At 57.7% G+C, this 13,170-nt stretch carries 13 protein-coding genes; 8 read left to right on the top strand and 5 right to left on the bottom strand.

Annotated elements, in window-relative coordinates; genetic code table 11:
* Positions 1–6 precede the first annotated feature (6 nt).
* Positions 7–2,292, bottom strand: coding sequence for an ABC transporter permease family protein (locus tag MKI83_RS09295; protein ID WP_241585118.1), 2,286 nt, complete (start codon positions 2,290–2,292; stop codon positions 7–9).
* A gap of 130 nt (positions 2,293–2,422) precedes the next feature.
* The gene (locus MKI83_RS09290) at positions 2,423–3,391 is read right to left on the bottom strand and encodes a phosphate ABC transporter substrate-binding protein PstS family protein (protein ID WP_241585117.1); all 969 of its coding nucleotides are present in this window, start codon (positions 3,389–3,391) and stop codon (positions 2,423–2,425) included.
* Between the two features lie 370 nt (positions 3,392–3,761).
* Between MKI83_RS09290 and MKI83_RS09285 the strand changes: the two genes are divergently transcribed.
* A complete protein-coding gene (locus tag MKI83_RS09285) occupies positions 3,762–4,187 on the top strand; it encodes an acyl-CoA thioesterase (protein WP_241585116.1) in 426 nt (141 codons plus the stop codon).
* A 98-nt stretch (positions 4,188–4,285) separates the two neighbouring features.
* Here the strand turns inward: MKI83_RS09285 and MKI83_RS09280 are convergent, their stop codons facing one another.
* A complete protein-coding gene (locus MKI83_RS09280) occupies positions 4,286–4,948 on the bottom strand; it encodes a YceH family protein (RefSeq protein ID WP_241585115.1) in 663 nt (220 codons plus the stop codon).
* Positions 4,949–5,027: 79 nt separating this feature from the next.
* Between MKI83_RS09280 and MKI83_RS09275 the strand changes: the two genes are divergently transcribed.
* The 3 genes from MKI83_RS09275 to MKI83_RS09265 all read left to right on the top strand — a co-directional run bounded on the left by MKI83_RS09275 (position 5,028) and on the right by MKI83_RS09265 (position 6,576).
* Positions 5,028–5,567 (top strand): DUF3299 domain-containing protein, encoded by a 540-nt coding sequence (locus MKI83_RS09275; protein WP_241585114.1) that lies wholly within the window; start codon positions 5,028–5,030, stop codon positions 5,565–5,567.
* Positions 5,564–5,887 (top strand): DUF3301 domain-containing protein, encoded by a 324-nt coding sequence (locus tag MKI83_RS09270; protein ID WP_241585113.1) that lies wholly within the window; start codon positions 5,564–5,566, stop codon positions 5,885–5,887. The genes MKI83_RS09275 and MKI83_RS09270 overlap by 4 nt, the downstream gene beginning before the upstream one ends.
* 173 nt (positions 5,888–6,060) lie before the next feature.
* Positions 6,061–6,576 (top strand): acyl-CoA thioesterase, encoded by a 516-nt coding sequence (locus tag MKI83_RS09265; protein WP_241585112.1) that lies wholly within the window; start codon positions 6,061–6,063, stop codon positions 6,574–6,576.
* A gap of 65 nt (positions 6,577–6,641) precedes the next feature.
* On the opposite strand, the gene MKI83_RS09260 is transcribed toward MKI83_RS09265, so the two are convergent.
* Together MKI83_RS09260 and MKI83_RS09255 are read right to left on the bottom strand one after the other, a co-directional pair.
* Positions 6,642–7,526 carry an alpha/beta fold hydrolase gene (locus MKI83_RS09260; RefSeq protein ID WP_241585110.1) on the bottom strand — a complete coding sequence of 295 codons (885 nt, stop codon included), beginning with the start codon at positions 7,524–7,526 and terminating at the stop codon, positions 6,642–6,644.
* Between the two features lie 110 nt (positions 7,527–7,636).
* Positions 7,637–8,623 carry a CobW family GTP-binding protein gene (locus tag MKI83_RS09255; RefSeq protein ID WP_241585108.1) on the bottom strand — a complete coding sequence of 329 codons (987 nt, stop codon included), beginning with the start codon at positions 8,621–8,623 and terminating at the stop codon, positions 7,637–7,639.
* Between the two features lie 77 nt (positions 8,624–8,700).
* On the opposite strand from MKI83_RS09255, the gene MKI83_RS09250 reads away from it, so the two are divergent.
* The 4 genes from MKI83_RS09250 to MKI83_RS09235 all read left to right on the top strand — a co-directional run bounded on the left by MKI83_RS09250 (position 8,701) and on the right by MKI83_RS09235 (position 13,090).
* A complete protein-coding gene (locus MKI83_RS09250) occupies positions 8,701–9,198 on the top strand; it encodes a GNAT family N-acetyltransferase (RefSeq protein ID WP_241585106.1) in 498 nt (165 codons plus the stop codon).
* A 129-nt stretch (positions 9,199–9,327) separates the two neighbouring features.
* On the top strand, positions 9,328–10,221 hold the full coding sequence (locus MKI83_RS09245) for a YMGG-like glycine zipper-containing protein (RefSeq protein WP_241585104.1): 894 nt from the start codon (positions 9,328–9,330) through the stop codon (positions 10,219–10,221).
* On the top strand, positions 10,221–12,083 hold the full coding sequence (locus MKI83_RS09240; RefSeq protein ID WP_241585102.1) for a hypothetical protein: 1,863 nt from the start codon (positions 10,221–10,223) through the stop codon (positions 12,081–12,083). Before MKI83_RS09245 ends, MKI83_RS09240 begins: the two co-directional genes overlap by 1 nt.
* The gene (locus MKI83_RS09235; protein WP_241585100.1) at positions 12,080–13,090 is read left to right on the top strand and encodes a hypothetical protein; all 1,011 of its coding nucleotides are present in this window, start codon (positions 12,080–12,082) and stop codon (positions 13,088–13,090) included. The genes MKI83_RS09240 and MKI83_RS09235 overlap by 4 nt, the downstream gene beginning before the upstream one ends.
* Positions 13,091–13,170 lie beyond the last annotated feature (80 nt).

The raw sequence follows: 13,170 nt of genomic DNA, 5'->3' as shown, positions 1-13,170 counted from the left end.
GCTCCCTTACAGCGAGGCGTATTTATTACGCAGGCGCTGACGAATCAGTTCCGCGAGGGTGTTCATAGCAAAGGTGAACATCAACAGCACCATCGCGGCCATAAACAGCACGCGGTAGTGGGTACTGCCCACCTCGGATTCCGGCATTTCGACGGCGATGTTGGCCGACAAGGTGCGCAAACCTTCGAAGATGTTGAACTCCATGATCGGCGTGTTGCCGGTGGCCATCAGCACGATCATGGTTTCACCCACCGCACGGCCCATGCCGATCATCAGCGCCGAGAAAATACCGGGGCTGGCGGTGAGGATCACCACGCGAGTCAGGGTCTGCCAAGGCGTTGCGCCCAGCGCCAACGAGCCGTAGCTGAGGCTCTTCGGTACGCTGAAGATGGCGTCTTCGGCGATGGAGTAAATGTTGGGGATCACCGCAAAGCCCATGGCCAAACCGACCACCAAGGCGTTGCGCTGGTCAAAGGTGATGGCCATATCGTTGGTCAGCCACAGGCGCATGTCGCCATCAAAGAAGGCGTTTTCCATCACCCCACTCATGCCGATACTGAACCAGCCCACCAACAGCACCACCGGAATCAGCATCGCTGCTTCCCAGCCATCCGGCACGCGCAGGCGAATCGACTCAGGCATGCGGCTCCAGACAAAGGCGGCCAGCAACATGCCTAGCGGCATCAAGATCAGCAAACTGAAGATGCCGGGTAGATGGTTCTCGACAAACGGCGCCAAGAACAAGCCCGCAAAGAAGCCCAAGATCACCGTCGGCAGAGCTTCCATCAGCTCGATCACCGGCTTGACCTTGCCGCGCATTTGCGGGGCCATAAAGTAAGCCGTGTAGATCGCGGCGCAGATGGCCAGCGGGGCCGCCAACAGCATGGCGTAGAAGGCTGCTTTCAACGTACCGAAGGTCAGCGGAGACAAGCTCATCTTCGGCTCAAAATCGTTGTTAGCCGCGGTGGACTGCCAAATGTACTCGGGCTGGTCGTAGCTCTCGTACCACACCTCTTCCCACAGGGCACTCCACGACACCTCAGGGTGCGGGTTATCCAAACGGAAGGGCTTGAGCTGGCCGTCGCTTTCAACCAACACACGGTTGGCACGCGGCGACAAGGTAAACACCGCGGCGGCATCGGCCACGTTTTCTGTTAGCAAGGTACGGTGCGCGGTGCTGTGGAACACGCCCAGCTCACCGGCATCGTTCATCACCACAAAGCCTTTACGGCGCGCTTCGGCGACGATCTGCCGGACCGGGCTGCTACCCAGCTGGAAGCTACGAATTTCTTTCAGACCGGCCACGCCGTCTTTATCGCGCGCCATAAACCACTGACTGATGCCGCCAAGGTTGTCACCGATTAACAGGGAGATACCACCCAGTAACGGCGTGGCCGCGGTCACTTCGGTGTTGCCGTCGCTTTCGAGCTTGTAGCGGCCATTAAGCTTATTACTGCGCAGATCAAACACGTCAGCGGTGGCACGGCCATTGATCACGTACAACCACATGTGGCGCGGATCGATAAACAGCGACTTAATCGGCGCGGCAATCTGCGGCAGGCTAATGCGTTCTTCTTCAACACTGGTTTCGCCGGTGAGGAAGTTTTCTTCTTCCACCAGACTCAACAGCATCAGCTCTTCGCCAACGCTGGCGGCCAACAGTTTGGCATCGCCTTTGTCGCTGTAAGCCACGTGCTCCAACGGACGGCCTTGGCTGTCGATGGTGATCGGTGCTTCACCCAGCGGGAACGCCAACTCAGCACTGATGGTTTTAACGTTGTTGGGGTAAGTCACCTTGTACAGGTGCTTGAACACCAACGCCTGACCGTTGGACAAGCCCAGCACCACGCGGTCGCTGCCCGGCTGATCTTCCGCATGCGAAACAATGCTCACGCCTTCTGGCAGCGCTAATTGAAAGCGCTTGCGCTCGCTGCCGTCTTTGACGTTAAAGAACACCACTTGGCCGTCGCTGCCTAAGCGCATAGCCACCTTGTTTTGCTCTTCTAGCGACAGCAACAAGGGCGCCGCAGCGTCATTCAGCCAAGCCGGTTGTTGCGCTTTTTTGGCCTCCAGCTCGGCGCCGGAGAACACCGGCAACACCACCCAAGCCAGATAGAAGAAGATCAAGGTAATCGCCGCCAGTACTGCCAGACCACCTAAGGTCACGTACCAACGGGCCATACGGTCTTTCAGAGCTCGCAGTTTGCGCTTGCGCTTGAGGGCGGGCGTATTGAAGTCGATACGCTTAGCAGTGCTTTGTGCAGTCATGGAAGTTTCGGCCAGATTGTTCATGCGGGCATACCCTAACGGGCTTGTATTACAGAAACATTACAGCGTAGTGACGCGACAAAGCCCACTGACGAGTGACCGTCAGTGGGCTTGGCTTCCGTGCCCAACCTAGCGGGTGGCTAGGTTGTCGGTCTTACAGACCCAGATCCTTCAGCGTCTTCTCAACCACTTTAGCCGGTACAGGGATGTAGCCGTCTTTAACCACGATCTCTTGGCCAGACTTAGACAGCACCATCTTCACGAACTCAGCTTCCAGCGGGCTCAGCGGCTTGTTCGGCGCCTTGTTCACGTACACGAACAGGAAGCGCGACAGCGGGAAGTTGCCAGACAGGGCGTTGGCTTCGTTAGCGTCGAACGCTTCGGCGCCTTCTTTCTTAGCCAGCGGTACAGTCTTAACCGAGGCAGTCTTGTAACCGATACCGGAGTAACCGATGCCGTTCAGCGACTGGCTTACCGACTGCACAACAGAAGCCGAACCTGGCTGCTCGTTGACGTTGGCTTTGAAGTCACCCTTACACAGCGCTTCTTCTTTGAAGTAACCGTAAGTGCCAGATACCGAGTTACGACCGAACAGCTGGATTGGCTTGTTAGCCATGTCGCCAGTCAGGCCAACTTCGCCCCAAGTCTTAACGTCTTTAGCGCCGCCACACAGACGAGTGCTGGAGAAGATCGCATCCACTTGAGCCATGGTCAGGCTCTTGATTGGGTTGTCTTTGTGGACAAACACCGCCAAGGCATCAACGGCAACCGGGATAGCAGTCGGCTTGTAGCCATGCTTCTCTTCGAAGGCTTGCAGCTCGACGTCCTTCATCTTGCGGCTCATCGGGCCCATGTTGGCCGTGCCTTCGGTCAGCGCTGGCGGCGCAGTAGAAGAGCCAGCTGCTTGAATCTGAATGTTCACGTTGGGGTAGAGCTTTTTGTAGTCTTCAGCCCACAAAGTCATCAGGTTGGCCAGTGTGTCAGAGCCGATGCTCGACAGGTTGCCTGATACGCCGCTGGCTTTTTCATACATTGGCAGTGCTGGGTCAACGCCGGCAATCGCACTGGTCGCAGTTCCTGCGGCAACCATCGTCAGGGCAGCCATCAAACGCTTCAATTTCATTCCATTGCTCCTTGGTAGCAAAGGTGGTGGGTTTGTTGGGGAGCAGTCTCCCCTGAACGTGTGACCAGTCTATGAAGCGTATATGACAGTTAGATGAACGCAGGGCCGCTGATCGCGTAAACCCAGTCAGCCCTAACACTGCCAACATGTCACCACGCAAGGGACATAGAAGCTGATTTATCAAAGGGTTATAGCCGCGCCTTGTGACAGTCTGAGGAAATAGCGCGCCTACGGACTGAATTATTTCGCCGCAAACCGGTCACAACAGCATGCAAAAGCTTGCACAGGTAGCCAAAAGCCGGGTCGTGCTTAGACTCGTCGGTCGGTATACTCGCCGGCATAACCTCATAACAATATGTACACCGCGACCATGCTTGAAGATCTCGAACACGATCAAGACCTTGATCAGGACCAAGACGAACCTTGTCCACAGGGTAACCTTGCCCTGCAAGTGACCGCGTTACCGCGCGATACCAACGCCTTTAATGACATTTACGGTGGCTGGTTGGTCAATCAAATGGATCTCGCCGCGACGGCCACCGCCAGCCGCTTGGCAGGCGGGCGCGTCGCGACGGTGGCGATTGATCGCATGGCCTTTATGGTGCCGGTCAATGTTGGCGCGGATTTAGCCTTTTATACCCAGGTCGAAGACATCGGCCGCAGCTCGATCAAAGTGCAGGTCGAAGTCTGGAGCGATGATCCGATGGCGGTCGAGCGGCGCAAAGTTACCGAAGCGCTGTTCGTGTTTGTCGCCATTGATAGCAGCGGCCGCACGCGCTCGCTGCCGCAGCGCTAAAGCGCACTGCAAGCGCCGCTCACACACTGCTGGTAGGTCAAGATCAACGCCACCAGCAGCACCATGAGCACAACCACGTGCCGCATCGCTTTAGCCCGTTAGCCTTCTAGCGCGGCTAAGCGCGCCTCTAACTCAGCCACGCGCGCCTCCAACTGGGCGAAACGCTCGTCGTCGACGGCGCTATTGCCGCGAGCGTCATGACTACTAGCCGTCTGGCTGCTGGAGCTCGCCATCTGTTGACTGGCTTGCTCGACGGCCTCGGCACCACAGGTTAAGTGCATATAGCGATCTTCACGCTGGCCGCTTTGCCGCTCCAGCAAGCACACCATCTCGCGCTGCATAAGCCGCTCAAGGTGGTGCTGTAGCTCGTCGCCATCATCAAAGTTATGCAGCCGCGAGCTGCGGCTCAGCAATTCGCCCACGGTTTGCGGGCCACGCAGCTGCAACAGCGCCAGCAGCACCAATTGCGCGTGCACCAACTCCAATGCTTTATCGCCGCGTTGCTCCCAGCGATCGGCACGACTGCCCATCACCAAACGCACTAAGCCACGGTTCTCCAACATGCGCAGGGCATGGCCTAACTCGCCGGTCTGCACATTCATCACAGGCTCGCGGCTGGTCTTTTGATTGCACGCCAGTTGCAGGGCGTTGAGCGTTAAGGGGTAGCTTTCCGGCGTGGTGGCTTGCTTCTCCACCAAACAGGCCAACGCCCGCGCCTCAATCGCACTTAGGGGTTCTTCGGCGAACGATACCGTGCTCATAGCCTGACTCCAGCCAATATTGGTGCTTGAACTTTACCGCACAATCACCGACAAACAGACCTGCCTTCTGGAGACCACTATGCGCCCCCTCGTAACCTTACTGCTGCTACTGAGCCTCAGCGCCCCTGCCTTGGCCGAGGTAGCCGAGCTGGATTGGCTGGAACTGATGCCCGCCGACGATCGCATCGCCCTAGAAAATATGCCCAGCATCGATCACGGCAACGTCCCAGATCGCCCCGGCGATTTCGCCGCGCCCGGCGGGCTCAAGCAAAGCGAAGGCTTGCCCGCGGTGATGTACTCGGCAAGCACCGTGCCCGCCCTGCACCAACAACGCATCCGTTTGGCCGGCTACCCCGTGCCGCTGGATAGCGACAGCGAAGGCCGCAGCCAATCGTTCTTTTTGGTGCCCTATGCCGGTGCTTGCATTCACGTGCCGCCGCCACCGCCGAATCAAATCATCTTGGTCAGTTTTGCCGAAGGCTTTACCGTCACCGACATCAACATGCCGATCATGGTCGAGGGCGTCTTGAAGATTGAAAGCGTCAGCGACCCGCTCGCCGATGCCGCCTACGTGATGGACGCCGAACAGATCGACCTGTTAATCGACGACGAGCAATGAACCTCAGCCTGACCCATATCGCCTTGCTGCTCATCGGTGGCGCCGCCGTCGCTTGGTGGCTGCGCGGCCTGAGCTTAAAGCAAGCCGCGCTAAGCGCCGCCCGCCGTCGCTGCCAACGGCTCGACGTGCAACTGCTCGACCAAACCATCGCCCTGAGCCGTATTCGCCTCAAGCGGGCAGATAACGGGCGTTGGTTTATGCAGCGTATCTACCAGTTTGAGTTCAGCGCCGACGGCAGCGACCGCTACCAAGGTCGCGTCGAGTTACGCGGTGCCCGCCAAGGCAGCATCGAGATGGACGCCCACCGCCTGCCCGAATAACGCACCAAAGCCGCCCACAACGCGCGCCTCGCGCCCACAAACGCAGCAAGCCCCTGCCCCTGTTTAGCCCGCGCGCCCTTTATCGGCGCAGGCGTACGCCACATCCTAGGGCTGGCACAGTTTTCGCTCTGCTAGGCTAAAGCCATTCGCGCTTTTAGCCCTGATGAGTGCCCATGAACGATACCGCCCACCAGTTATCCATGACCGTGCTAATGACGCCGGACAAATCCAATTTCTCCGGCAACGTGCACGGCGGCACCCTGCTGAAGTACCTCGACGAGGTCGCCTACGCCTGTGCCAGCCGCTACGCCGCCAGCTACGTGGTCACCCTCTCGGTAGATCAAGTCATGTTCCGCCAGCCCGTGCATGTCGGTGATTTGGTCACCTTTCACGCCTCGGTCAACTACACCGGCCGCAGCTCGATGGAGATCGGTATCAAGGTCACCTGTGAAAACATCCAAACCCGCGAAAAGCGTCACAGCAACAGCTGCTATTTCACCATGGTGGCGCTGGATGCCAACGGTAAACCAACCGCCGTACCGCCACTGGTGCCGCAAGACGAACTAGAACGCCGGCGCTTTGAAGCCGCCCGCCTACGCCGCCAACTGCGCGAAGAAATGCAGCAGCGGCATAAAGCGATCAAACAAGCGGCGCTATTACGCGAGCCGGCGGTCACCGCGCAGCCCTGAGCGGGTGCTGTGTATGGCGCTGGTCGAGGCTGAATCCGTCGTAAGACGCATCCATCAGCGCGGGTTCAGCCTTCCCCGCCACACAAAAACGCCAACACCCGTTGTGCACTATCGCTGGGCTGCTCTTGCATAAAACAGTGCCCGCCCGGCACTTGCAGGCCACGGACCAAGGGGTTGATCGCGCGCCAACGCTGCACCGCCTCGCCAACAAACGGATAGGTGCGGTCGCCATAGATGACTTGCACTGGGGTCTGCACTTTTTTCAGGCTTGACCACAAGCGCCGTGGGAATGAACCAAACACCTCGGCCTCGCGGCTGGGGCGGCATTTCAGCTCGACCTCGCCGTTGTCGAGATCGCGCAATGCATGCTCGGCGAAGGCCCACAACGCCTCATCGGTCCAACCTTTGAACATGCCGCGCCCGCGCAAGCCTTCCACCACGGCGGCCCGATTGGGCCAATGGCGGCGGCGTTTACGCGCGGCGGTGGCCATTTTGTTGCGCGAATACAGACCGACCACATCCGACAGCGCCATCACCCTGATCAGCTTGGGGGTGAACAACACGGGGTCCATCAGCACGGCACGCTGAAACAAGCTCGGGTGCTGCGCCATGATCAGGCTAGTCAGCACGCCACCAAAACTGTGCCCCACCGCGTAGACAGGCACGCCGGCGTACTCCTCGGCGAAGGCCTGCCACGCTTCAACACACAGCTCAGCGGTGCGGTTCCAGCCATGAAAGCGGCCGCCGTGGTCGCTGTCACCATGGCCCTGCACATCGCTTAAAAACAGATCGAAGTGCTCGGCCAGCAGCGCCAGCAACGGCGAATACACCCGCCCACAAAAGCCATTGCCATGAAGAAAGTGCAACACCGGCTTGCCGCTGGGTACGCTGCGCTGGCCGCGCACCGTAAAACCCGCTGAGCAGGCGTGCGACCAAGAAATTAGCTGCATGATCAAACGCTCGTTTTATTCCAAAGAAGCAGTTTAGTGAGCCTAGTCGTGCGCCGCAAATAGCCCAATAGCCACACCAGCAAAGCCAGCCCAGTGTTTGCTCGCCCCCGTCAGCGCGCTGCGGTGGCAAGCGTGGCGCTAAGCGCTGCTGTTAAAGCTTGCGCATCGCCGGCTTGAGCCAATATTAGCTCCACGCGTGAGTCTTTGGCCCACGCGCTGGGCTGCCAGCGCAGCGGTTGCGGCGGCAGGACATTGCACGAGAAGGCGCCATCGGCGGTTTGCACGATGCCTTTGGCGCGCACCACCGATTGCTGGCTGAGCCATTCGCCGAGCCGCGTCAGGTCAAAGTGCTGGCTGGGGTGCCAGCGCCAGCCAATGCTCCAACCCTCGGCCGCTAAGTGGCTAACGCACTGCGGCTGTTGCGGGTTGAGCCAGACGCTGGGCAGATCATTTAAACGCGTCTTCACCTGGGGTAATGCTGCCGGCGCGGTGCTGGCCTCTGGCGCGGGCAGTGGCGCGGGGCACGGCACGCGAGCGTATTGGCAGGTTTGCGTGTGCGCAGGCAGCTCGGCCAACAGCGCCTGAACTTGCTCGCTGCTTAAGCCATCGGTTTTGTTCAGCAGCACCACACCGGCGGCGGCCAGACTGGCGGCTTGGATGTCGCTCAGCGCTTCGCCACGCTGCAAGCGCTGCGCATCCAGCAGCATGATCAAGGGTTGTAAGGCCAACACACCCTGCCACGGCGCTTGGTCGAGCTGCTTCAGCAGCGTGAGTGGGTGGCCAAGACCTGAGGTTTCGATCAACAGCCGGTGCGGTTTGGCTTCGCGCAGCAAACGCGTCAGGCCGACCTGCAGCGGCACGCCATTGACGCAACACACGCAGCCGCCGGCCACCTCACGCAGGTGCACGCCACGGGTGCTATCACTGCCGACAGCGGTATCGAGCAACGCGGCATCCAGCCCCAGTTGACCAAACTCATTGATCAACAGCGCCCAGCGCTCATCGCTGGGCTTGTGCGCCAACCAATGCTGCAACAGGCTGGTCTTGCCCGCGCCCAAAGGACCGGCCAACAGGTAAGTGGGGATGTGTTGCAACATCGGCGTGTGACTCCACCGCTTTTCGTCGACAAGGCCGACGATTATCCTCGATAAACACCGCAAAAGGACGCGCCGTGATGCCCACACCCCACTCTACGATCACCCTACGCCCCGCCACCGAAGCCGACTTAGCCAGCATCTGCAACTTTGCGCAGTCCGCCGAGGAGCTGTTTTACTTCTTCCCCCGTGCCCACTACCCGCTCACCGTGGCCCAGTTAGCCGCGGCCATGGCCAGCCGCCAAGGCGCGCACGTCGCCTGTGTAGAGGGCGCGGTGGTCGGCTACGCCAACTTCTTTGCCGTGCAACCCAACGCCTACGCAAGCTTGGGTAACTTAGTGATTGCCCCGCAAGCACGCGGCCAAGGCGTGGCGCGCGCCTTGATTGATCACTTAGGGCAGCTGGCGGCCCAGCAATTTGCCGCTACTGAACTGCGCGCCAACTGTTTTAACCACAACACGCAAGGCTTACTGGTGTATCGCCGCTTGGGGTTTAGCCCCTTTGCCCTAGAACCGCGCGAAGACTGGCAAGGCCAGCCGGTGATGCTGATTCAGTTGCGCCGCGCTTTACGCATATAAAGTGCGACTTACTGCGCAAGAAATTGTCTTCTACCTGCCCTTTGTGATAACAATTTGCCTGCATCTCAGGGAAGAGAAGCTGTTGCCTATTCCCTGTGTTTGTTTTTGCTCATCACACAGGGACCTCCGATGAATTACACAAAAAAAGCCAGCAGTTTGTTGCTCGGTGCTTCCATTGCCTTCTCTTCAGGCTGCGCAAATCTCTCTGAAAATGAATGGGTCAATAAAGAGAACATCGGCACACTCGTCGGTGCCACGGCCGGCATTTTGCTCGGCAGTCAAGTCGGCAATGGCAGTGGCCGCACGGCGGCAATGATTGCCGGCGCTCTGGCTGGCGGTTATTTGGGTAAAACCATTGGCGCTAAGTTAGACGACCAAGACCGTCAAGCTCTGGCGCTGCAAACCCAACAAGCCCTGCAATACAGCCAAGATGGGCAAAGCAGCCAATGGAGCTCAGCCCACAGTGGCGCTACCGCAACCATCACGCCGGTTAAAACAGAAACCGTTGAACGCCAGGTTGCGGTTAAGCGTGCCCCGCAAGTGCAGCCGGTGGCCAACATGACGCTGATTAATAAGCCTTACCGCGCTATTAAGTCAGCCAATGTGCGCAACGCCCCCAACCTAGAAGGTCAGAAGGTCGCCGGCCTACCGGTAAACACCACCTTCACCGCCGTGGGGCGCACCGATAATGACTGGATCATGGTAGGTCGTCGTGGCGTCACCATCGGCTATGTCTACGCCCCCTTAGTTGAGCAAGTCACCAATACCCAGCCCGCGCAAACCAATGCTAGTCAAACCATCGCCGACAATGCGACCGACCTTGACTCGCTTGAAGTGGCAAATGCCGCTAGCAAGGGCATCGACCTTGACGCCATTGACCTCGACGCTGCGCCAGTGGAACAACAAGTCGTCGCGCAAACCACCTGCCGTACCGTGAACTACAACGTCACCGCGAAGGGCAGCCAAGAGTCACAGAACGTGAAAGCCTGCCAAGCTGCCGATGGCGCGTGGGAGTTGATTTAATGAAGCCTGTATTTCGCCAAATTATTCCCTTGAGCCTACTGGCTTTAGCCATCGGCGCCGACGCTGCCGAGCATCGCCTAGCCTACTCCAAAGCAGAAAACGTCGAAGTGTTTGTAGAGCACGCCGACGGCCAGCCGTGGTGCAGTGCCAACTTGCAGCTACGCTTTGCCTTTAGCGCTGCGAGCCCAGATACCTCTGCCGTGAGCCGCTTACTGCCCAAGCTAGGTGGTTTGATTGGCTCGCAGTGCGCCAGTGCCAACCAACTCAGCTGGTATAGCAGCAATAATGCTGGGCAACGCTTAGCCAACGGCACGGCTAACCAAGCCGGCGGATGGCAGGCGCAGATTGCCAGCGCACCGGCAACACAGCCTGCGGAGCCTGCTGCGGTGGCGGTGGCCACTGCGCCCGCCAGCGCTCCAGCTCCAGCTCCAGCTCCAGCTCCAGCTCAATCCAGCGCTGAACCGGCTGCTAACGCAACCCTTAATGTCGCGCCTGACGCACCCACACAAGTAACTGCACCAGTGGCGACTACAGAGCCTGTTGCAGAACAGCCTGCAGCAGCCGTTTCAGCCATCCCTGCCAGTACCGACTTTGCCGTCAGTGGTTGGCAGCCGCTTCTACAGAAAGAGGCACTGGCCAACGCCAACTTTCTAACCGAAATAGCCGACCAAAACGGCTGCCGCTATCGACTCACTAATAAGTTTGAAGATGGCGTAGAAAATGCCAGCGCCAAAGCTGAAAACGTGAGCTGTGGGCCCGATGGTTACGCCCAAGGCAAAGGCCAGCTGGTGATTCAGCGCACCGACGGCGTGTTGTTGCATAAGTTTTCTGGCAACTTCTTATCAGGCCTTGCGTTAACCGGAGACCAAATCCCAAACCTACCGGTTGTCGGCTTCGATGACAGGCAGAATCTTTTATTGCTGTTACTTAGCGAGCCTGCAAGTAAGGTGCATTACCTGCTTCGCTTAAGCCGCAACTACGGCGAGAGCTGGAATGCAGACAACGGCCTGTTGCTGGCGGTCACCGAGAACCGCGATCTGTTCCGCAGCGCAGAGAGCATTCGCCACACGATTGAGTTAGCAACCACTCGCTTAGATCAGGCTGCACCCAACATCGATCGCCTCAACTTTCTTGCTATGCGAGACCTCAAGCAAGGGCTGTTTCAAGGCGACCGCGACTTTTGGATGTATGAAATTACGCTCGATCGCAAATATCGAACCAGAGAATGGAAATACAACCTTCAACACGCAGATAACTATCTCTTTACCTTTGAACGCAAAGAGGCAGAGCAACAGCGCCTAGCTGAACTGCAGCGTGCACGCGAAGCACAGCGACAACGCGAGCTACTGGCACTACAAGCCGAACAACAACTCAGACTTTACGAGAAGCTCAACAAAGAAACCCGTAAACCTGAAGAACTGTATGCACGCTTAACCCAAGATGCCAGCTTCACCCCGCCGATGAGTGGCAGTTACGCCAGCATGCTGCGGGGCAAATCCGTGGATTACCGGCAAATCGTTTTCATCAAGGGCAAAACCGACGACGGCTGGGAGATCGAATACCCCTATCAAGCGATCTTGAACACCGATGATAGTGACCAAGATGCGGCCGAAGGTTGGTTTGTGGTCAAAGGCACAGCCAGCCTAGATGACCAGCACTTAGACGAACAAAACCTACCTCTCACGCTAGTCGCTGCCACCCAAATTACCGCCTGTGAAGAAAGCGCCTGCGCTGACTTGCGCGACCCATTAAAACTGATTCGCCAAGAACTAGGCGACCCAAACTGGACGCCTGAGACAGCAAAAGAAATCGTTCTTGCAGCTAAGTCCGAGCACGCTACACGCCAAGGAGATGACCAATGAAACAGCTTGCAATGATTGGCAGCGGCGTCGCACTGACACTGGCCGCCGGCTACTTTGGACTCAGCACCTACAACGCAAATCAAGCTGAACAACAGATCCAGGATTGGGTCTATGACATGGCGTTGGATGACAAGCTGAGCTGGGAATCCATCTCCTCCAGCCCATTTGGCGGCCGCATCAGCCTGCATAACGTAGCGCTTGAGTTAGGCGATGCAGAGCCTGCTTTGCAAGTCGCCAAAGTGACGTTAAGCGATGTCATCGATGATGAATTGCAGACCCAATTACGCCTTAGCCTTAAAGGCATCACGACCAGCCAACAAGCCTTAGAGAGCGCCAGCACCATTAGCTATTGGGTTGGTGGCAATCTTGGCCGAGCAGCACGTGAGGTCGGCCCTAACCTCACCGCACTAAAACCGTTTGATACAGAGTTGTTTTTTAATATCAATGACGATGAAGGTAGCCTGCAGGCTGAATTCGCTGTCGACATACCAGAGCTATTTACTGGGCGTATCAATCAACGCATTAGCAATCAGCGAAACCTTAATCGAAAACTACGCGATGTCTTCGTTGAAGTGGCTGATGCGGATAACCCCAATGAAATTTTGGCCCAGCTACTGAGCCTAGAAAAATCTATTAACCGCGCTGCCTTAGATGAGTTTTCAGTTTCCATCAAAGATCGCGGCATGCTTGAGCGAAGCATCGCCCTTTTCCAGCGCTACAACACCCCGCTTGACCCAACTGCTGGCGACGTCGGTGCGCAGCGCCAAGCCCACTACGAGCGCTTGGTGACTCGCGAAAAAAAGAAATGCTCACGCGAAAAAGTTGACACGTATATCAGCAGTGCCTGCGATGTCCTTGAAGAGCTATTACTCGGTAAGGCCAATGGCATTGAGTTGAGTTATGAGCCTGAAGGTCCAGTAAAACTTCAAGAAGTCCTTATTTTTTCTGACTTTAAAAACAATAAGCGCCTCTGGCGACGTATGAACGCACAGCTAAGGACTATCTGAGCTTAAAGCCCCTGCGCAGACTAATGATTAGATAGCGCAGGGGCTCACCGCGTCGACGGTGCCCAACCCAACCATGTCTG

The sequence above is a fragment of the Atopomonas sediminilitoris genome (assembly GCF_022601735.1).
Classification (GTDB): Bacteria; Pseudomonadota; Gammaproteobacteria; order Pseudomonadales; family Pseudomonadaceae; genus Atopomonas; species Atopomonas sediminilitoris.
The sequence above is the reverse complement of the archived record's forward strand: the minus strand, read 5'-3'. Positions and strand labels throughout refer to the sequence as shown.